Annotated in this window: 15 protein-coding genes; 1 reads left to right on the top strand and 14 read right to left on the bottom strand. The window is 60.5% G+C overall.

Features of this window, described 5'->3' with window-relative positions; genetic code table 11:
* Positions 1-61: 61 nt before the first annotated feature.
* The 14 genes from AB4Z25_RS20995 to AB4Z25_RS20930 all read right to left on the bottom strand — a co-directional run bounded on the left by AB4Z25_RS20995 (position 62) and on the right by AB4Z25_RS20930 (position 20672).
* Complete coding sequence (locus AB4Z25_RS20995) at positions 62-8587, bottom strand: GH36-type glycosyl hydrolase domain-containing protein (protein ID WP_112540417.1); 8526 nt, start codon at positions 8585-8587, stop codon at positions 62-64.
* A 331-nt stretch (positions 8588-8918) separates the two neighbouring features.
* On the bottom strand, positions 8919-9080 hold the full coding sequence (locus AB4Z25_RS20990; RefSeq protein WP_112386069.1) for a DUF1328 domain-containing protein: 162 nt from the start codon (positions 9078-9080) through the stop codon (positions 8919-8921).
* Between the two features lie 154 nt (positions 9081-9234).
* On the bottom strand, positions 9235-9744 hold the full coding sequence (locus AB4Z25_RS20985) for a Dps family protein (RefSeq protein ID WP_112385922.1): 510 nt from the start codon (positions 9742-9744) through the stop codon (positions 9235-9237).
* A 182-nt stretch (positions 9745-9926) separates the two neighbouring features.
* Positions 9927-10091, bottom strand: coding sequence for a hypothetical protein (locus AB4Z25_RS20980; RefSeq protein WP_442208911.1), 165 nt, complete (start codon positions 10089-10091; stop codon positions 9927-9929).
* 136 nt (positions 10092-10227) lie between these two features.
* Positions 10228-10416, bottom strand: a complete 189-nt coding sequence (locus tag AB4Z25_RS20975) for a hypothetical protein (protein ID WP_112385923.1) — start codon at positions 10414-10416, stop codon at positions 10228-10230.
* Between the two features lie 158 nt (positions 10417-10574).
* Positions 10575-11324 carry an ABC transporter ATP-binding protein gene (locus AB4Z25_RS20970; RefSeq protein WP_112540416.1) on the bottom strand — a complete coding sequence of 250 codons (750 nt, stop codon included), beginning with the start codon at positions 11322-11324 and terminating at the stop codon, positions 10575-10577.
* Complete coding sequence (locus AB4Z25_RS20965; RefSeq protein WP_112540415.1) at positions 11321-12154, bottom strand: ABC transporter ATP-binding protein; 834 nt, start codon at positions 12152-12154, stop codon at positions 11321-11323. Before AB4Z25_RS20965 ends, AB4Z25_RS20970 begins: the two co-directional genes overlap by 4 nt.
* Complete coding sequence (locus AB4Z25_RS20960) at positions 12151-13086, bottom strand: ABC transporter permease (RefSeq protein ID WP_112517845.1); 936 nt, start codon at positions 13084-13086, stop codon at positions 12151-12153. The genes AB4Z25_RS20965 and AB4Z25_RS20960 overlap by 4 nt, the downstream gene beginning before the upstream one ends.
* Positions 13083-14150, bottom strand: coding sequence for an ABC transporter permease (locus tag AB4Z25_RS20955; RefSeq protein WP_112540414.1), 1068 nt, complete (start codon positions 14148-14150; stop codon positions 13083-13085). Before AB4Z25_RS20955 ends, AB4Z25_RS20960 begins: the two co-directional genes overlap by 4 nt.
* An 18-nt stretch (positions 14151-14168) precedes the next feature.
* Positions 14169-15812 (bottom strand): ABC transporter substrate-binding protein, encoded by a 1644-nt coding sequence (locus AB4Z25_RS20950; protein WP_112540413.1) that lies wholly within the window; start codon positions 15810-15812, stop codon positions 14169-14171.
* A gap of 47 nt (positions 15813-15859) precedes the next feature.
* Positions 15860-16918, bottom strand: a complete 1059-nt coding sequence (locus tag AB4Z25_RS20945) for a dipeptidase (protein ID WP_112540412.1) — start codon at positions 16916-16918, stop codon at positions 15860-15862.
* Between the two features lie 156 nt (positions 16919-17074).
* Positions 17075-18100, bottom strand: a complete 1026-nt coding sequence (locus AB4Z25_RS20940) for an ABC transporter permease (RefSeq protein WP_112385930.1) — start codon at positions 18098-18100, stop codon at positions 17075-17077.
* Between the two features lie 34 nt (positions 18101-18134).
* Positions 18135-19676 carry a sugar ABC transporter ATP-binding protein gene (locus AB4Z25_RS20935; RefSeq protein ID WP_112540411.1) on the bottom strand — a complete coding sequence of 514 codons (1542 nt, stop codon included), beginning with the start codon at positions 19674-19676 and terminating at the stop codon, positions 18135-18137.
* Positions 19677-19742: 66 nt separating this feature from the next.
* Positions 19743-20672 carry a sugar ABC transporter substrate-binding protein gene (locus tag AB4Z25_RS20930; RefSeq protein ID WP_112540410.1) on the bottom strand — a complete coding sequence of 310 codons (930 nt, stop codon included), beginning with the start codon at positions 20670-20672 and terminating at the stop codon, positions 19743-19745.
* A 324-nt stretch (positions 20673-20996) separates the two neighbouring features.
* Here AB4Z25_RS20930 and AB4Z25_RS20925 point away from each other — a divergent pair, with 324 nt between their 5' ends.
* Entirely contained in the window at positions 20997-21506 is a 510-nt protein-coding gene (locus tag AB4Z25_RS20925) for a DUF1993 domain-containing protein (protein ID WP_112540409.1), read from the top strand.
* The last annotated feature ends 2 nt before the right edge of the window (positions 21507-21508 follow it).

Below are 21508 nucleotides of genomic sequence, written 5' to 3'. Positions count from 1 at the left end.
GGCCAAAAGGTTTCCCTTTTGGCCGCAACGAATCGCCGGAGTGTGAGCTTACGAAATGCTGCTATCCGACCGGATATCCCTCAGAGGGATTGGCGATGTCGTTGCCATTGATAACAACACTGTAGCCGCCGGGTTGGGACGATTTTGAGACCGAAATGCGGTATTTCACACCGGAATGTTCGACCTCTGCCGAGAAGCCATCCCAGGTGCTTGGCAGCGCCGGACGGACAAACAGACGCCCGTCCTTCAGCCGGATTCCGAGGATTCCCTCGACGGCCGCACGGTATAGCCAGCCGGCCGATCCCGTGTACCAGGTCCAGCCGCCGCGGCCCTTGAGAGCGCCTTCGCCATAAACGTCAGCAGCAATCGTATAGGGCTCGACACGATAAAGCTCGGCCGATCCCTTGTCCCGCGAATGGGTGATCGGGTTCAGCAGTTCGAAGCAGGCGAACGCATCGTCACCGCGGTTCATCTCGGCAAGTGCCATGACCACCCAGGTCGCCGCATGCGTATACTGGCCGCCGTTCTCGCGAACGCCCGGAGGATAGGCCTTGATATAACCCGGATCCTTGGCCGAGGTGGCGAAAGGCGGTGTAAACAGGCGGATGATGCGGGTATCGCGATCGACGAGGCGGTTCAGCACCGCATCCATCGCTGTCTTCGCATGCTCGGGATCGCCTTCGCCCGAAAGCACGCTCCAGGACTGCGCGATCGAATCGATCTGGCATTCCAGGCTTTCCTTCGAACCCAGCAGGCTGCCGTCGTCGAACGTGCCGCGGCGATAGTAGCCGCCGTCCCAGCCTGCGCTCTCCAGTGCTGCCTTCAGCTCGCCGAGATGCTTGGTCCAGCGCTCGACGCGCGCCGTGTCGCCACGCTCCTGCGCATAGGGCGTGAACGAGCGAAGCGCACCGGCAAGGAACCAGCCGAGCCAGACGCTGGTGCCTTGGCCATGAATGCCGACGCGGTTCATGCCGTCGTTCCAGTCGCCGCCGAGGATCAGCGGCATGCCGTTCGAGCCGGTCCGCTTGATCGCCAGATCGAGGGCGAGAGCGGCATGTTCGTAGATGCTCGCCTTCTCCTCTGAAATCTCCGGCTTGTAGAACGAGTCGTGTTGTCCCTCGAGAAGCGCCGGCCCTTCGAGGAACGGCAGCTCTTCGTCGAGCACGGACTTGTCGCCGGTGACGCTGCAATAGTGATGGAGGCCATAGGCAAGCCAGACGACGTCGTCGGAGATCAGCGTGCGGACGCCCGCACCCGTTCCCGGCAGCCACCAATGCTGAACGTCACCCTCACGGAACTGACGCGAAGCGGCGTTGACGATCTGGTTGCGCGCCAGCGACGGATCCTGCAGCACGAAGGCCAGAGTATCCTGCAGCTGGTCGCGGAAGCCGAAGGCACCGCTCGCCTGATAGAAGGCCGAGCGCGCCATGATTCGGCAACCGAGGCTCTGATAGGGCAGCCAGGCGTTGATCAGATTGTTCATGCCCTGATCGGGCGTGGAAATCTGCACCTTGCCGGTGAAGCCCTGCCAGAAATCACGGTTTGCCTGAACGGCATCATCGATGCTCGCGGAACGGATATCCTTGAGCAGAGCCGCCGCCTCGTCCTTCGAGCCGGTATCCCCGAGGAAGAACGTCACGTCGCGGCTTTCGCCCGGCGCCAGCGTGATATCGATCGCGAGCACCGCGGCCGGATCGCCGTCGAGTTCCTTCGCGCCCGAAAGCGGAACGGAGGGCTTCAACGCCTGCGGCGACTGGATCGTACCCGCCTTGCCGATGAATTCGCGGCGGCTGGTCGCGAAGCTCGATGGTTTCTCGCTCGCCGCGAAGAACGATACGCGCTTCGAAAAATCGATGCTGTACTGGTTGGCGGCGAAGACAGCACCCGTTTCCTCATCTGCCGATGACAGGATGAAGGGTGTGGTGCGCTGCGGATTGTTGCCGAGCACCCATTCGACATAGCCGTAGAGCCTGAGCTTGCGGGCGCCGGAGCCGTTGTTGCGCAGGCGCACGCGCTGCATCTTCACCGGCTTTTCGCGATGAACGGTCTGGGTGACCTCCATGGCGATATCGTTCTGCTCGCTGGAGAAGACCGAGTAGCCGAGACCATGGCGGGTTTCGAAACGCGCGTCGGCGCGCTGCGACAGACCGGCATAGGGCGTCAGGATGGCGTTGTTGTCGAGGTCGGCGACATAGATCGCCTCACCCGAGCGATTGACCACGGCATCATTCGACCAGCTGGTCAGCTGATAGTCACGCGAGTTCACGGACCAGGTGAAACCGGCGCCTTCAGCGGAAACATGGAAGCCGAACTTGTCGTTCGAAATCACGTTGATCCACGGCTGCGGCGTTGCGGTGCCGCCGGCAAGGCGGACGACATATTCGCGGCCGTCGCGGGCAAAGCCACCAAAGCCGTTCCAGAAGTCGAGATCGCCCTGCTCCTCGATGTCAGCAGCAACCGGACGCGGCTTGATGACAGGCGCGATGCGCTTCGGCGCTGCCGCCTTGGCGCGTTCGGCCGCCTTCTGCATCTCTTCCTGCTCTTCCTTCGAAGGCGAGGTCAGAGCAATGGCGCGATTGATCTGATCGATCACCTTGCCATTCTTCGCGTGGAAGGTGACGCGGGCAGCGGCCAGCAGCGCGTGATAGGTCGTCTCCTCCATCAGATCCTTGCGGACGGCAAAGATATGCTGGCGTAGACCATCGGCCTGGCCCATGCGGCGGACGTTTTCGCACATCTGGTCGACAGCGTGCTGCATGTCCTGCGCATAGGAGGAGGCGCGCTCATTCATGATCACCAGATCGGCGGTGACGCCGCGCGAGCGCAGATATTCCTGCGTCAGCAGCGCTTCACGCACGATATCGAGATCCAGATCATCGTTGATGCGAAGCATGAAGATCGGGAAGTCGCCCGAGATCGCCAGCGGCCAGAGCGACGACTGCGAGGCCATGCCCGCCTGAACGGCAGCGGCATCGGCGCGCAGATCCATATCGGGATAGACCAGATAGCGGCCGAGATGCTGGAAGGCGGCAGCCTGCTGCGAGGTGACACCAACATGGCGCATCTGCACCTGCGTACGCGTCCATGCCTGAACCAGCTCGTGCTGGAAAGCATCGGCGTGGCGGTAGCGCTCGACGGCCTTGTCCACCTCGTCGCGGCTTGGCGCAGCGATCGTCCAGAAGATCACGCTGACCTTCTTGCCTGCCGGCACGCGAACCGTCCGGCGCAGCGACAGGATCGGATCGAGCGTGAAGCCGTCGGTACCCGACAGCGTCGCACCCGGATCGAAGGCAGCAGCGTCAGAAAGGCTGCGGCCACGGCCGAGGAACTTGCGGCGATCGGTTTCGAACTCGGTCTGACGCTGCGGACCGGCGCTGTCGACGATCAGATGGGCGATGCTCATGTTCGCTTCATTCGGATCGCGCTTGTTGCGCTCGGCGCGGATCACGTCACCGCGCTTGCCGAAGTCGGTCTTGACGAACATGCGGGCAAAGGCCGGATGTGCATTATCCGTGTCGTCGCTGGTGAGCACAGGTTCCATATAAGAGGTCACTTCGATGAAGCGATCTTCCGAACCCATGTTAAGCAGCGTCAGGCGGCGGCCGTCGGCATCGTGCTCGGTGGCGACGATGCATTCGACTTCGCTGGTCAGATCGCCGACGACCTTGGTGAACTCCGCCTTTTCATCGGCGAAGAGCACGTTGACCTTTTCGCCTTCGACACTCTTCGGCTCCGCGGTCGCCGACCACCATTCGTTGGTGACAGTATCGCGCAGGAAGATGAAGCTGCCCCAGCGGTCTTCGGTCGGGTCGGGCTTCCAGCGGGTGACGGACTGCCCGTTCCAGCGGGCATAGCCGGCGCCGGTCGCCGTCAGCATCATCGAGTAATGGCCGTTCGACAGGAAGACGAGTTCGCGGTCGCGAGACAGCGGATCGGCAATCTTGCGCAGTTCCGGACGCAGAAGATCGTCCTGGATGCTGGCAGGCGTGTCGGACTCGTGCTTGCCGCTCATCACGGGGATATCGCGCGGCGCCTTTTCCTGCAGCAGCAGCTCGGCCGCTTCGATCACCGGATCGGAGTGGAAGAGTTCGCGCAGGTGACCGTTGAAGGCGACGTTGGCGACGGCCGCGATCGACATGCCATGGTGGTGTGCATAGTAGTTATAGACCACCGCGCACTTCTTGCCCTCGGGCACGCGGGTCGGCGTGAAGTCGACGGCGTCATGATAGCCATACTTGCCGAGTGCGCCGAGCGCACGCAGGCGGTCGAGGTTTTCCAGTGCTGCCTTCGGATCGTACTGGCTGGCCAGGATCGATGCATAGGGCGCAATGACGGCGTTGTGGCCGAGACCACGCTTCAGGCCGAGCGTTGGCACACCGAAGTTGGTGTACTGGTAGTTCATGTTATGGTCGCGGGCATTGAAGGCCGCTTCCGAGATGCCCCACGGAATGCCGAGCTTGCGGCCGTAATTCATCTGTTCGACGATGACCAGATTGTTGGTCTGGTTGAGAATACCGCCACCGCGCTCCTGCATGACCAGAGGCGGCATCAGATATTCGAACATCGAGCCGGACCAGGAGACCAGCGCGCCGCGCGAGCCGACCGGAACGACCTGACGTCCCAAGCGGTACCAGTGCTCGGTCGGCAGATCGCCCTTTGCGATGCCGAACAGCGAGGTCAGGCGGCATTCCGATGCCAGAAGGTCATAGCAGGCTTGATCGAGTTCGCCGCTTTCGACGCGGTAACCGATCGACAGCAGGCGGCGCTCCGGACGGAACAGAAACGAGAAGTCCATCGAGAAGGCGAGATCGCGGGCCTTGTCGCGCAGCGCAATCAGGCGCGGACGCAGCGGATCGATATTCGACAGATCGTACGTGCTGTCGGAAATATGCGCTTCGCAGACCTTGACCAGCTGCTCGGCCCAGCGGGTCAGCTCGCCGCTCAGCGACGACTTGACTTCGTGGTCGAGATTGGCAGCCAGCTTCTGGATGTCGCGGGCAAGGACCGCCAGGTTGATGACGCGGATCGATGCGAACTCGTGCTCGCGCTTCACAGCGGCCAGTGCGTTCTGGAAGCCGATGATGCGTTCTTCCAGGCGGCGGCGCAGCGGGCGGACGGTCTTGCGATCGTCAGGCAGGTCGGCAAGCACTTCGCCGAGAATGCCGGCAGTATCGCCGACACCATCGAGATTGCCCTGCATATGCGCCGACGGCGCTTCCGCCCAGTTGCGGCAGGCCGACGAAACGGCGATCAGGTGGCCGGCAAGGTTGCCACTATCGACGGCCGAGACATAGCGCGGGCCGAGCGTCTGCAGCGTGTCGGTATGATACCAGTTGAACAGGTGGCCGCGATACTTCTCCATCTTGTCGATGGTCGCGATCGTCTTTTCCAGCCGGTCGATGGTCTCTTCGAAGGAGAACCAGCCGAACTGGCGGCCGGAAACGACCGAAAGAAGATAGACGCCGATATTGGTCGGCGACGTCCGGGTTGCCACGATCACGTGCGGCGTTTCCTGCACGTTATCAGGCGGCAGATGGTTCTGCTCGGCCGTCGTGAACGTGTCGAAATAACGCCAGGTGCGGCGTGCGATCTTGCGCAGTTCGGTGGAGTCGGACTCTGCCACTTCGAGCCGGTCTTCGGTTTCTGCCGACTGGCTCACATAATAGGCAACGAGCGGCGAAAGGATCCAGAGAACGGCGAAGGGAATGCCGACGAGGAATGCCTTGTCGCCCGAAAGCGCCGCGAAGGCGAGCGCAAGCAGTGCCAGCACCGGCGCATGCCACATGGCCTTGTAATAGGAAGCAATCGTTCCCTGTTTGCCAGCCTGAACGCTGGCGGCGGTGCGCCATTGCAGCATCAGTTTGTGGCTGAAGAACAGACGGTACAGCGAGCGGCCGATGGCATCGGCCATCATGCAGGCGGTATCGGCAATGAAGACGATCCGCAGTGCGACCTGCGCATTGGCCGCGCGGATATCCGACCAGACCGTATAGAGATGTGCGCGGGCGACGATATCGCTGGTGCGCGGGATGATGCCGTTGATCAGCGACAGCGTCGGGGCGACGAACAGGCAGAAGATCAGCAGGATCTGCCAGACGAGCGCGCCGAGCGGACCCATGAAATACCAGCCGAGCACGGATGCGAAGAACCAGGCGATCGGGGTCAGCGAGCGTCGCAGGTTGTCGAACATCTTCCAGCGGCCGAGCGCGGTGACGCCGTATTTCGGGTTGAACATGTAAGGCAGCAGCTGCCAGTCGCCGCGCGCCCAGCGATGCTGGCGCGAGGTTTCGACTTCGTAGCGGATCGGGAAGTCTTCGACGAGCTCCAGATCGGTGACGAGCGCGCAGCGCGCCATGGAGCCTTCGAGAAGGTCATGGCTGAGAACCGAGTTCTCGTCGATACGGCCCTTCAGCGACGCCTCGAAGGCATCGACATGATAGAGACCCTTGCCGGTGAACGTGCCCTCGCCCGCCAGATCCTGATAGACGTCGGAGACGGTGAAGACATAGGGGTCGAGACCACGGTTGATCGAGAACACGCGCTGGAAGACCGACGCATCCTTGCCGGTCGTCAGCGACGGGGTGACGCGCGGCTGCAGAACGCCATAGCCGCTTTCGACGCGGCCGGTCTTCGGGTTGAGCACCGGGCGGTTGATCGGATGATAGAGCTTGCCGACGAGCTTGGTCACCGCATCGCGCATCAGGCGCGTGTCGGCATCGAGCGTCATCACATACTGGACGTTCTCCGGCACGATGTTGGCGCCCGGCAGATAGGTGGTGTCGGCATCGCCGCGCAGCAGCATGTTCAGCTCATGCAACTTGCCGCGCTTGCGCTCCCAGCCCATCCACGCGCCTTCAGAAGGATTGTAGAGGCGACGGCGGTGAAGCAGATAGAAGCGGGTCTTGCCATCGGACGCGTAGCGCGCCGAGAGGTTCGCGACTTCGCGGCGGGCATAATCCAGCACTTCGAGATCGTTGGCGGTTTCCTCGACCTGGCTGTCCGGCCAGTCGCTGAGCAGCGAATAGTAGATCTCACCGCGCGGGTTCGCGAGATAGTGAACCTCGAGATTGCGGACGAGCTCATCGACGCTATCGCGGTTGGAAATCAGGCAGGGCACGACAACGAGCGTGCGCGCGTCCTCCGGAATGCCCTCCTTGAACTCGTAGCCAACGAGACGCGATGGCGTCACGAAGAACGATAGCACGGTGTTGAATAGCCCCGTCGCGCCTTCCGAAGCGGGCAGCGAGAACATGATCAGGAGAACGATGATCTCTGCAGGGCTCATGCCGGCATTCGCCATGAACTTGCCGACAATCACCATCGCCAGAATCGTCAACAGAGCGACAGGTACGGCGATCGAAAGCCAATTGAATTTCCGGACGGTGCGAACGAAATGCTGCACGAGCGTCGGGCGGTAATTCGCACGCGCCTCGAATTTCGGGCGATGCATGCCCGCGAGGAAGCCGCCGACATTCGGCTCGTGCGGCTGCGGCTCGTCGGAGGCCTTGGCCTCCTCGGTCATATCCAGCGCCAGCTGCGCCACTTCCATTTCACTGAGCGGCGAACGCTTGGCGAGCTTTTCGATCTGCTTGCGGTATTTGTTGCGCGAGCCGGAATCGAGAATGCCGTAGTCCGACTTGTCCCAGAGCAGCTGATCGACATGGCTCACCTGCTCGACCCAGACCGACCATTCGGTGTCGTCGATCTCGCGCAGGCTGCGGATGATGTTGCCCATCGTCACATTGCCTGAGGACAGGCGGCTGTGCTCCGCCATCGTCGCTTCTTCGGTATCGCGGCCGAGCGAAGCGAGACGGTCGTCCAGCCAGGCAATCGCGAGGCTCGACGATTGCGAGCCATCGCGCATGCGGTAGAGGAACTGCGTCGAGAACGTGTTGTCCTCGGCAAGCGTCTCCAGTGTCTTCAGGTATTCGGCAGCCTTGGCAGGATCTGCCAGACGCACCAGTTCGTCGGCGGCCTCGTTGGCGCGGCGGCGCATCCGGCGGCTGCGTTCGACACGGCTCGAAATGCGGCGCAGGTTTTCAACGAGCACATAGCGGACCAGCGACGGAACAGCCCAGAGCTCGCCAATCTTCAGCGTCTCTGCCTGCTGGAAGCCATCGACGAGCGCCGTTAGGCTTTCCTGCGAGACGGTGCTGTGCGTATGCGCCACGTAGAGCCAGGCCAGAACCAGCGTCCGCGGGATCTGCGTGCCGCCAACATTGACGGTCGGCAATTCGCGATAGAAGCGGCGCGGAAAGTCGCGGCGGACTTCCTGGATCGCCTCTTCGACGATGTAGTGGTTGTCGAGCAGCCACTCCGCGGCAGGCGTGATGGTCTCGCCCGATTCCACGTCTGCGGCGGTCGTGCGATAGACGCGCAGGATTTCCTTTTCGTTTTCCTTGTGCCGCGCGAAGAAATCGAAAGGCGCGAAGGCGGGAAGCGATTCCGCTCCGCTTCGGGCGACCATTTCGCCCATCGCCTTGATGTCTTCGATGGAGAGGTATGTCGAACGGATCGAGTCGTTATGATCGATCTGCTTCGTTTCGGAATCGCGCGACGGGGTCGGAGACGGATTGGAAATTGACATGGGTTCGGTTCTGGATCCAAACAAAGTTATGGTAATTTTGGCTAGCCTTTTGCACCGGCAAATATGACTGCCGCATGAACGGCAGAGCACTGTTGCTCAAAGATACTATGGCAGCCGATTTTTCGATGCGAAACGGTTTAAGCCCTGCTTTATCGCACAGCTGTGACCATGATGGCAGTGCTTCTTGTCCCTCCCGCAAAGCCATTTCCTCAAAGTTGGACACTAAGCGGATAATTCAAGTCAAGAGCGAAGAATTGGCACTGGAGACATGAAAAATCCGGCGCCGCTCCGGCACCGGATTTTCATCGACAACGTTGGCGGTTCGCGCGTGTCAGCGCCGCATTAGACGCATGAAAAGCGAGACGACGAACAGTACCAGGAACAGGAAGAACAGAACCTGTGCGATCGATGCAGAGGCGCCGGCGATACCGCCAAAACCCAACAGGCCAGCGATCAGGGCGACGACGAGAAATACCAGAGCGTAATAAAGCATGCCCATCTCCTTGTTTGGTGACAGATAAACGAAGATCCGTGACCAAGGTTCCGCGAGATTGAGAAAATCTTTCGATATCAATGAATTATGAAAAAGGGCGCATGGACATGAGCATGCGCCCTCGCGACGGCGGTAAGGCGCAAAGCGCCCACGCCTACTTTGCAATGATGGCTTTCAGCATCCAGAGCGCCTTCTCGTGAAACGTCAGGCGGTCGGTCAGCATGTCGGTGGTGACAAGATCCTTGTTGTCGTCGGCAGCGGTGCCGGCTTCGCGCATCGCTCTGCAGGCCGCCTCGTGGTCAGCGATCAGGTCGCGTACCATGTCTTCGGCCGTCAGTTGGCTGAAGTCGCCATTATCGGGCGCGAATTTCGCGGCGTCCCCGACGCGAGCCGGCGCCAGGTGACCAAGGGCGCGAATACGCTCGGCGATGATATCGGTCGCCTTGAAAAGCGTATTGTAGTGCTCTTCGGTCAGCTCGTGCAGCGGCTTGAACAGCGGGCCGACGACATTCCAGTGATAGATGTGGCTCTTGATCACCAGATGATAGGTGTTCGCCAAGATCGCCGACAGGCTCTTTGCCATGTCTGCGCAATATTTGTCGGTCAGTCCGGTTTTCACCGAGACGTCACGCGATTTCGGTTTCAGTACGGCTGTATTTGCCATCGTCCTCAACTCCTGACTGGGAACGCCAGACAGCGTGGAACGGAAGGAGAAGGATGATGACCGGGGTCCGGTACACTATGCCTTTAACGTCCATTCCCGATACGCTGAATGCGTAAGCAGAGAATGCCGCGGATGGCACATTGTTCCGAAGGAATGGCACCGGCAGAGCGCCGGTGCGAAGATCAGCCGATCAGGCCGAATACGAACGCAGCGACGAATGCGAAAGCTGCGGTCAGCAGCACAGCATGAACGCCAAGCTGCAGCCTGCCGCGCACGGAGAGCGGCTTCTTTGCCGGCACGGAACCATAATGGTTCGCGTGAGTATGCGATATACCCAGGTCTGCCATGTGTTGCCTCCGTCTGTTCTCTTTGGTGCGGCTTTATGCCTGCACCTTTATTCTTATATTCTCTATCAGGTAGGTAGAGATAAAATTCCTTCCAGAGGCAACCGGGTAGAAAATCCAACCGGTGCTGGAAGAAAGCTCAGCAGAGAGTGCGCCAGGCCCAGATCAACGACCGTTCGATCGCATTTTCCTCGCGCTGCGCAGCAGCGGAGACATCGATGAAGCGGCGGTCCTTTTCGGCAGGAATAGAAACGACTGGCTGCTCGCTCCGCTCGGCCTTCACCGGCGGCTCGAGATATCCCATGGTCATGCCACCGAGAAAGAACATCCTTACCTCCATGATCACGAAAACTAACAATCGTTAACGGGATCATGACAGATGAAACGGGCCTGTCAATAGTCTAGTCGAATGGTCGTCTTTAACGCTACGTTAACCTTAACCGCGCGCATGGAGCAGACTTTTCAAGCACTTGAAAAACCTGCATTTCAGCTTTTGACGAAGCCTTTGCTCGCGACCATCAGATTGCGGGTGTATTCTTCCTGGACATCGGCGCGGGCAAGCTCGGCCGAGCTCAAGCGCTCGACGACGGCGCCATTGCGCATCACCGCGAGCTTCTCGCACATATGGGTGACGACGCCGAGATCGTGGCTGACCATCACGAAAGTCAGCTTTCGATCGCGTCGGATCTGCTCCAGCAGGTTCAGCACTTCGGCCTGAACCGAGGCATCAAGCGCCGAGGTCGGCTCGTCGAGTAGCAGCACGGACGGCTCGACGATCAGCGCCCGAGCGATCGCCACGCGCTGGCGCTGGCCGCCGGAAAGCTGATGCGGATAGCGGAAGCGAAAACCATTTCCGAGGCCGACTTCGTCAAGCGCGCGGGCAATACGCGTTTCACCATCGCTGATGCCGTGGATCGCCAGAGGCTCAAGCAGCAGCCGGTCAATCGTCTGGCGCGGATGAAGCGAACCATATGGGTCCTGAAACACCATCTGGACGCTGCGATAGAAGGCCTTGCTGCGCTTGGCGCCCTGCAGCGCCTCGCCATGAATGCGGATCGTGCCGGAGCTGACGGGCGCAAGCCCCGCGACGGCCCGCAGAAGCGTCGACTTCCCCGACCCGGATTCCCCGACAAGCCCGAAGGACTCGCCGGTACCGACCTCGATGCTGACATCCTTCAGGGCGTGGAAATCGTCATAGACGACGCCGAGTTTTTCGACAGAGAGTGCTGCGCTCATGCGGCCCACTCCGGCTTGCGGTCAAGAACCGGCAGCGGATGACGGCTCTGGCCAATCTCCGGCATGCAGTTCAGCAGGCCCTGTGTATAGGGATGCTGGGCATTCTTCAGGTCGGATGCCTTCAATTCCTCGACAATCCTGCCCGCATACATGACGATGACACGGTCACAGAAGGACGAGACGAGGCGCAGATCGTGCGATACGAAGATCAGGCCCATGCCGCGTTCGGAAACGAGCTTGTCCATGATCTTCAGCACATCGAGCTGAACGGTCACGTCGAGCGCCGATGTCGGCTCGTCGGCAATCAACAGCTCCGGCCCGGCGATCAGCATCATGGCGATCATCGCCCGCTGCCCCATGCCGCCGGAAACTTCATGCGGATAGAGATCGAAGACCCGCTTGGGATCGCGGATCTGCACCGCCTCTAGCATGGCAAGCGCCCGTTCCTTGGCCTCCGCTCGCCCGACCTTTTCATGGGTCTTCAGCGTCTCGCAGATCTGCCGGCCGATCGACATGACCGGATCCAGCGAATATTTCGGATCCTGCAGCACCATGGCGATCCGCTTGCCGCGCAGAAGACGCCGCTGCTTGGCGGAGGCGGACAGGAGATCGATACCGTTGAAGTCGAGCCTGTCGGCGCTGACGACGGCGTGCTTCGGGGTGAGGCCCATGATGGCGCGGCCGGTCTGAGACTTGCCGGAGCCGGATTCACCGACGATACCGAGGCGCTCCTTGCCGAGCGTTAACGACACGCCGCGCACCGCCTCGATCACGCCTGTGCGCGTCGGATAGCTGACGCGCAGATTGTTGACGTCGAGCAGCTCGGTCATTGGCCGCTCTCCTTGGGATCGAGGGCATCGCGCAGACCGTCGCCGAGCAGGTTGAAGCCGAGGCTGACAATCAGGATGGCGATACCGGGCATGGCGGCAACCCACCATTGATCAAGAATGAAGCGGCGGCCCGAGGCGATCATCGCACCCCATTCCGGCAGCGGCGGCTGGGCGCCGAGGCCGAGAAAGCCGAGACCGGCCGCCGTCAGGATGATGCCCGCCATATCAAGGGTCACGCGGACGATCAGCGACGAGATGCAGAGCGGCATGACATGGCGGATGATGATGCGAATAGGCGAGGCGCCCATCAGCTTCACCGCAGAAATATAATCGGAGCGCCGCACCGTCAGCGTTTCGGCGCGGGCGATACGGGCATAAGGCGGCCAGGAGGTGATGGCGATGGCGATGACCGCGTTCTGGATCCCCGGCCCCAAGGCCGCGACGAAGGCAAGTGCCAGCACCAGCTTCGGAAAGGCCAGAAAGATATCGGTGATCCGCATCAGGGTCGCATCGACCCAGCCGCCGGCATAGCCGGAGACGGTGCCGACGATCAGCCCGATCGGCGCGGAGATGATGGCGACGAGAACGACGACGAAGAGCGTGAGCCGCGAGCCATAGATCAGACGCGAATAGATATCGCGGCCCTGATCGTCGGTGCCGAGAAGATAGCCGGCAGTGCCCGGCGGCATCAGCCGCGCGTTCTTGAGATCACCGATGACAGGCGAATGCGTTGCCAGGAGATCGGCGAAGGCCGCGACGAACAGTAGCCCGATGATGATCACCAGGCCGACGACGGCGAGCTTGTTGGCGGTGAACTGCCGCCACGTGACATAGGCGCGCCCGAGACGCGCCTGCGTGCGTGATTGCGGCCGGTCGGAAAGCAGCCATTCGCGGCGGCTCATCGGAGGTGTCTGGTTGACCGGAACCGTCATCGGCTTCGCGTCCTTGGATCGAGGGTCCGGTAAAGAAGATCGGACAGGAGGTTGATGCCGATGAAGACGGTGCCGATGACGATCGTGCCGCCGAGCACGGCGTTCATATCGGCGCTCTGCAGCGAGTTGGTGATGTAAAGACCGATGCCCGGCCAGGAGAACACCGTCTCCGTCAGCACCGAACCTTCAAGCAGCCCGGCATAGGAAAGCGCGATGACGGTTATCAGCGGAACGCCGGCGTTGCGCAGTGCGTGGCCCCAGATCACCCGCGTTTCGGAGAGGCCCTTGGCGCGTGCTGCGACGATATACTCCTGGCTGAGCTCGTTCAGCATGAAGCTGCGGGTCATGCGGCTGATATAGGCGAGCGAGAAATAGCCAAGTAGTGAGGCAGGCAGGATGATGTGGCGGAAGACATCGTAGAAGACGTCCCACTGTCCTTGCCAGGCGCTATCGAGCAGATAGAAGCCGGTGATCGGCGTAAAGGTATATTCGTAGACGATGTCGATACGGCCCGGGAACGCCACCCAGCGCAGCTTCGCATAGAAAACGACAAGTGAGATCAGGGCCAGCCAGAAGATCGGCACCGAATAGCCGATAAGCCCGATGACACGCACCACCTGGTCCGCCAGGCTGCCGCGGCGCACCGCAGCCAGCACGCCGAGAGGAATGCCGATCACCGCGCCGATGATCGTGCCACAGGTTGCCAGTTCGATCGTCGCAGGAAATGCGCGGCGGATATCGGTCATAACAGGATTGGTCGTCAGCACCGAATTGCCGAAATCCCCGGAGAGAATGCCCTTCAGATAGATATAGAACTGCTCGTAGAGCGGCAGGTCGAAGCCCATTTCGCGGCGCACGCGCTCGACCACATGGGTCGGCGCCCGGTCGCCGAGAATGGCAAGAACCGGATCGATCGGCACCACGCGGCCGATGAAGAAGGTGACGGCCAACAGGCCGAGATAGGTCGTGACCGCGGCAATCAGAAAACGCCCGAGTGCCTTGGCGAGCGGAAGTGCGCGGCCCCTTGCGGGCCGCGCCTCCACTTTTGTTTCAACGATGCTCAATGAACCAATCCTACCGGATTATTCCTTGGCGATCGGACCGACATAGTTGGTATCGAAGCTCGGGCCGAGCTTGAAGTCTTTCAGGCTCTTGCGGTAGCCGGCCACTTCGATCTGCTGGAAGATGAAGACGAAGGGGCTGTTTTCCAGATATTTCTTCTGGATCTCTTGGTACATGGCGGCGCGCTTGGCACCGTCACGCTCCAGCAGCGCAGCCTTGGCTTCCTTGTCGAGATCCGGTGCCTCGAACGTGTTGCGCCAGGCGAGCGTCTTGTTGGTGCCCGCATCCGAATTGTCAGGGTTCGAGGTGAACGTGTCCGCATTCGAATTCGGATCAAAGTAGTCCGAGCCCCACTGGCCGATATAGATATCGTGCGTGCGGGCGCGATACTTCGTCAGCGTCTGCTTGCCGTCACCTGGGACGATTTCGAGTTTGATACCGGCCTGTCCCAGCGTCTGCTGCATGGATTCGGCAATGCCCGTGACCGGCTGCGTGTTGCGCACGTCCATGGTGACGGAGAAGCCATCCGGCAGGCCTGCCTTTGCCAGCAGCTCCTTGGCCTTGGCGACGTCGAGCTTGAACGGATTTTCGTCAAGCGCGCCAAGCTGGCCCTTCGGCAGGAAGGTTTGGTGAACTTCGCCGATACCCTTGATGAGCGTCGAGCTGATCGCATCGTAATCGACCAGATACTTGAAGGCCTGCTGCACTTCAGGCTTCTTCAGGTTCTCGTTCTTCAGGTTGAGGCTGACGTAATAGATCGTGCTCTTCGGCGCGTCTGTCGTCGCCAGATCGGCATTCTTCGCCACGGCATCGAGATCGCCCGGCTCGAGGTTACGCGCGATATCGATGTCACCCGCCTCAAGCGCCAGGCGCTGTGCCGAGCTTTCCTTCATGTAGCGGTAGATGACCCGGTTCAGCTTCGGCTTGTCGCCGTAGTAATTGTCGTTGCGCTCGAGGACGACGACTTCATTGGCGCGCCATTCGCGCAGTTTGAAGGCGCCAGAGCCGGCATAGCCGGTCTTCAGCCAATCGTTACCGAAGTCGTTGTCATACTTGTGGTCGGCATCAACGGTCACAGGCTTGACGTGATCGAGCACCAGCTTCTTGTCGACGACGGAAGCAACCGTTGCCGTCAGGCAGTTCAGCACGAAGCTCGGCGCATAGGCCTTGTCGACGGTGAAGATGAAGGTATTCGGATCGGCAGCCTTGGCCTTTTCCGTGACGTTGTCGCCGGTGAGGCCGAACTGGGTGAGAATGAAGGCCGGGCTCTTGTCGAGCTTGACGGCACGCTCGAAGGACCATGCGACGTCTTCTGCGGTGATCGGGTTGCCGGAGGCGAACTTGAGGCCCGGCTTCAGCTTGAAAGTATAGGTCAGGCCATCATCGGAAACGGTCCAGCTTTCAGCAAGGTCACCCTTGACCTTCGAGGTGTCGGCCATATCGAGGCGCACCAGCAGGCTGTAGCTGTTGCTGGTCACTTCCGCGGTCGAGAGCTCGAAAGCTTCGCCTGGATCCATGGTGATGATGTCGTCGATGGCGAAGCCTTCGACCAGCGTATCCTTCGGCGTTTCAGCAAAGGCGGCAGGCGCTGCCATCATGAGAAGCGAAAGAGCAGCACCGGCAGAAAGGGCACGGAAGCTGCGGTTCAGTTTGGTAATCATCATTGGTTCTGTTCCCCTGTTTTTGATTGATTACAAAGCAGTTCTGAGGCTCAGACGTCCTTCTCCCTCCACGCCGAAGCCAGGATTCTCAGCCAGTTCTCGCTGGCAAGTTTCTTGAGATCGTCCTCACCATATCCACTGTCCCGGAGGGCGGCAATCAGCTTCTGGTTGCCTGCAGCGTCACCGATTTCATCGGGAATCGTCGCCCCGTCGAAGTCGGATCCGAGTGCCACGCAATCGATGCCGACGCGCCCGACGAGGTGGTCGATATGGCGGATCATGTCGGAAAGCGGCGTCTCGCCATCGGAGCGTCCATCCGGGCGCAGCATGGCCGTCGCATAGTTCAGACCGACGAGCCCCTTGCATTCCCTGATGGCATCGAGCTGCTTGTCGGTCAGGTTGCGGGCAACGGGCGTCAATGCATGCGCATTGGAATGGGTGGCCACCAGCGGCTGATCGCTGGTCTTGGCAACATCCCAGAAGCCCTTCTCGGTGATATGCGACAGATCGATCATGATGCCGAGGCGATTGCACTCGCGCACCAGCTCGAAACCGGCATCCGTGAGACCGGGCGCCGTATCCGGGTTTTTCGGGAAAGCGAACGGCACGCCATGCCCGAAGACATTGTGGCGGCTCCAGACGGGGCCGAGCGAGCGCAATCCGGCAGCATAAAAGACCTCGAGCGCAGCAAGATCCGGCCCGATCGCCTCGCAGCCCTCTATGTGCATGACGGCGGCAAAGACCCCACTCGCCATGGCCGCGCGGATGTCCTTGACGCTGCGGCAAAGGCGCCAGGCACCGGCAGTATCGAGACGCAGCGCAATCGCCGCCATCTCCGTCGCGATCCCCAGCGAGGGCAGCCGATCGAGCGGTGCCGAGAGTGGGGTTTCGTAGTGACCGTTTTCATCCGGATCGGCAAAGACAAGATCGCCGGACGGGATGTAGATGGCGCAGAGGCCGCCGGCCAGACCGCCTTGGCGGGCGCGGGGCGCATCGATATGGCCCTGGGTCGTTCCGTTCAGAAATTCGGCGACCGGATCGTTGCCGTCTCTTTCATGTGTCCAAAGCCTGAGGAGAACGTCGTTGTGGCCATCGAATACGAGCTGCATCTGTCTTCCTGCTCTACCCTTCCGGGCAAATATCAAGTGACAACAATAGAAAGGCTGGAAAAATAGGCCAGCCCCTTTTTTAGAAATTTGCGGCGCCGCTGAAATAGGCGCCAAACGTGAAAACGGGGCCATCTGGCCCCGTCATTTTTTCATGTTTCAGTGCTTTGCGCGTTTCTTCTGCCGGTAGACGTCGACGACGACGGCGGCAACGATGATCACGCCCTTGACGATTTCCTGGTAGTAGGCATCCACCCGGAGGAAGGTGAACCCTGAGGTCATGACGCCGAGAATGACCGTGCCGATCACGGTACCGGTGATGCGCCCGACACCGCCCGTCAGCGACGTGCCGCCGATGACAGCTGCAGCGATCGCATCGAGTTCGTACATCACGCCCATGCCAGCCTGCGCCGTCTGCGCACGGGCTGCAGTCACGACACCGGCGAGACCGGCGAGCAGACCCGCGATAGCGTAGACCTTGATCAGATGCGCTTCGATATTGATGCCCGAAACGCGTGCCGCCTGCATGTTGGCGCCGATCGCATAGGTGAACTTGCCGTAGCGGGTATAGCGGAGCGCGATGTGGAAGATCAGCGCGACGACGAGGAAGACGATAACAGGCCAGATACCCGTACCGATGAAGTTGAACTGATCGGTCAGGCCGGAGACCGGCTGGCCCTTCGTGTACCACTTCGAGATGCCGCGTGCCGACACCATCATGCCGAGCGTGGCGATGAAGGGCGGGATCTTGGTCTTGGCGATCAGCTGGCCATTGATATAGCCGGCCAGAAGGCCGATCAGCAGGCCGACGCCGATCGGCACGAAGAACGGCATGTCGGTCAGCGATGGATAGAGCGCACGTGGCCAGGTGGAGGCCTGGGCAAAGCTCGCCGCGATCATCGCCGTCATGCCGACGACCGAACCCGAGGAAAGATCGATACCGCCGGTTATGATGACCTGCGTCACCCCGACCGAAATGATGCCGATCACCGAGACCTGCAGGATCATGATCGTCAGGCGCTGCGGGTTCATCAGGAAGCTCTGGCCGATGAAGATCCAGCCGAGAATCTCGTAGACGAGGGCGATGCCGATCAGCACCAGGAAGATGCTGAGTTCCGGCGGTATCCGGCGGCGGCGGACCCGGGCTGCGAGCGGCGCATGGCCTTCTGCTGCATCTGTGTTCATGTTCAAACCTCCCTTTGGCAATCGAGCGGCGCGTTTACTGCGCGGCGAGCTCCATCACCTTCACCTGTGTTGCTTCGGCGCGATCGAGGAAACCGGTCACCCGCCCTTCATGCATGACCATGATGCGGTCACTCATGCCGAGCACTTCCGGCATTTCCGACGAAATCATGATCACCGCGACGCCGTTTCTCGCCATCTCGGTCACCAGCCTGTGGATCTCGGCCTTGGCGCCGACATCGATGCCGCGTGTGGGCTCGTCGAGGATCAGGATCTTCGGATTGGTGAGCAGCCAGCGGCCGATCAGCACCTTCTGCTGGTTTCCGCCCGAGAGATTTTCGACGCGCTCGTCGAGATTGGGCGTCTTGACCCTGAGCCTGCGCGCCATGTCTTCGCAGGTCTTCTCCAGCGCCCGCTCCTGCACGAAGCCGCCCTTGACGAACTTGTCCTGCAGCACGGCGATCTGCATGTTTTCGAGCACGTTGAGGATCAGAAGACAGCCCGTGTCCTTCCGGTCCTCGGTGAGGAAAGCCATGTAGTTCTGGATGGCAACGGTCGGCGAGTTGATGTCGACCTTCTTGCCGAACAGCTCGATCGTACCGGCACTGGCTGGCGTCACACCGAACAGCGTTTCGGCGACATTCGAACGCCCGGAGCCGACCAGACCGGCCACACCTAGAATTTCGCCGGCGCGCACATCGAAGGAGACATCGCGAAAGACGTTGTTGAGCGTCAGATCCTTGACCGACAGCACGACGTCGCCGATCGGAACCTCTTCCTTCGGAAACATCTGGGTAATCTCGCGGCCGACCATCATCTTGATGATGTCGTCGCGCGTCACATCGGTAGACGCATGCGTGCCGATATACTTGCCGTCGCGGAACACCGAAAACTCGTCGGCGATCGCAAACAGCTCGTTCATCTTGTGGGTGATGTAGACGATGCCGATGCCCTGGGCTCTCAGGGCGCGAATGATATCGAACAGGTGAGCGACTTCACGCTCGGTCAGTGCCGAGGTGGGCTCGTCCATGATCAGAACGTCTGAATTGTAGGAAACCGCCTTTGCGATCTCGACCATCTGGCGGCTGGCAACCGAGAGATGACGCACTTCGATATCCGGATCGATATCGATGTTGAGCCGCTGAAACAGCTCCTCGGTCATGCGATACATCTCGCCATGATCGACGAACCCGAAACGGCTCTTCGGCTCGCGGCGAATCCAGATATTTTCAGCAACCGTCATGAACGGCATCAGGTTCAGTTCCTGATGGATCATGGCGATGCCGTTTTCCAGCGCATCGAGCGGCGACTTCAGCTGGATGTGGACGCCCTTGAGACGCACCTCGCCCTTGTCAGGCGTATAGATGCCGGCAAGGATCTTCATAAGCGTCGATTTTCCGGCGCCATTCTCGCCCATCAGCGCATGCACCGAGCCGCGCTTCAAGCGGAACTGAACGTCGTCGAGTGCGACGACACCTGGAAATTCCTTGCGAACGCCCTCGGCACTCAGCAGGAATTCCGCATTCGGAACGGCCCCGCTGGCGCGCACGGCAGCCATGGTGGACGGGCTGATAGCCATCTTCTTCTCTCCGGATACGGCAGGAACTGGATGCGGGCATGACGCCCGCATCCGTGACACGGCGCCTTAGTTCTTGGCGACGAAGTCCTTGACGTTTTCAGGGGTGACGAGCTGGAAGGGAATGTAGACCTTTTTGTCGATCTTTTCGCCCTTGGCGAGCTTCAGAGCCGCATCGAGCGAGCCCTTGCCCTGACCTGCCGCGTCCTGGAACACGGTCACGTCGAGATCGCCGGCCTGCATGGCGGCAAGCGCGTCCTGCGTGGCGTCAACGCCGCCAACGACATAGTCCTTCATGTCCTTGCCGGCGGCCTTGAGGGCCTGGATCGCGCCGATCGCCATTTCATCGTTGTTGGAGATGACAGCATTGAACTCAAGACCACTGGAGAGCCAGTTGGTCACCAGGTCGGAGCCCTGGGTACGATCCCAGTTTGCTGTCTGCTCTTCGACGATCTCGATACCCTTGCATTCGTCGGTCTTGATGACGTCATGAACGTCCTGGGTGCGCATGCGGGCAGCCTGGTTCGACAGTTCGCCCATGATGACCACGGCCTTGCCCTTGCCACCGAGGAGACGGCAAACTTCCTTGGTTTCCAGCGTGCCGGATTCCAGTTCGTTGGAAGCGACGAATGCCTGATTGTCAGGCAGCGTGTCGACGTTGACGGGCTGGCGGTTGACGTAAACCAGCGGAATGCCGGCATCGGCGGCGAGCTTCGACATCGCAGCCGTTGCGTCAGTGTCGACGGGGTTGACGATGATTGCATCGACCTTGGAGGCGATGAAATTCTGGATCTGGCTCTGCTGCTTCGACACGTCGTTCTGCGCGTCTTCGACCTGCAGCGTCACGCCGCTCAGCGTCTTCGAGTAATCGATCATGCCGTTGCGCAGAACAGTCAGGAAGTTGTCGTCGAACTTGGCCATGGAAACGCCGACCGTTTCCGCATGCGCGGCCGTCGACATGACAAGCGCCATCGCGGTGCCCAGGATAAACTTTTTCATTTTATTTCCTCCACAAAGCGGTGTCCGGCAGCACCCTCCTCACGCCGGAACTTCGGGCCCAGCCCAAAAGCCTTAATTCCAGTTGACCGCCACTCCCGTGAGGCGGCTCCGTCAAAACGGAACAAACAAACCGTAAAATTTGCCTGACGGAATATTCATTCCATTTTCCTGCGGCGACGTCAACTCTTTTTAAAGCAATGCCGAACGCAGCTGCTGGCCGGAAAAATCTGCGATGGCATGAGACGTGCTGATGCAATCGTCATCATCCACGCCTAGATATGCGGCCTCAGCACCACGCTGATCCCTTTGCCCCAGGAGATTTCCATGTCCGTTTCCATGTACACGCTTACCGTTCCGATCTTTCAGCGCGGCCTGAAGACGCTGAGCACCTATCTCGACAAGGCCGAAGCCTACGCAAAGGAAAAAGGGATCGATTCCAGTATCTTGGTGAACGCGCGGCTGGCACCGGACATGCTGCCGCTGTCAGGCCAGTTTCAGCGCGCCACGGATAGCGGCAAATTCGGCATCACCCGTCTGACATCGACAGACGCACCGAAATTCGAGGACAACGAAACGACGATTGCTGAGCTGCACGAACGCCTGGAAAAAGCGGAAGCCTACCTCGCCACGGTCACGCCCGAGATGCTTGAAGGCACGGAGAAGAGCGAAGTGACACGCTCCCTCGGCGGCAAGACGATAACGCTGAGCGGCCAAGAATATCTTACTGCCTTCGTACTGCCGAACTTCTATTTCCACATCGCCATGGCGCACGCCATCCTGCGCAACCAGGGCGCGCCGGTCGGCAAGATGGATTATCTCGGCAGCTTCGGCTGAGG

Source organism: Rhizobium sp. RAF36 (assembly GCF_052114105.1).
GTDB lineage: Bacteria > Pseudomonadota > Alphaproteobacteria > Rhizobiales > Rhizobiaceae > Rhizobium.
This window is presented reverse-complemented; position numbering and strand designations above follow the sequence as displayed.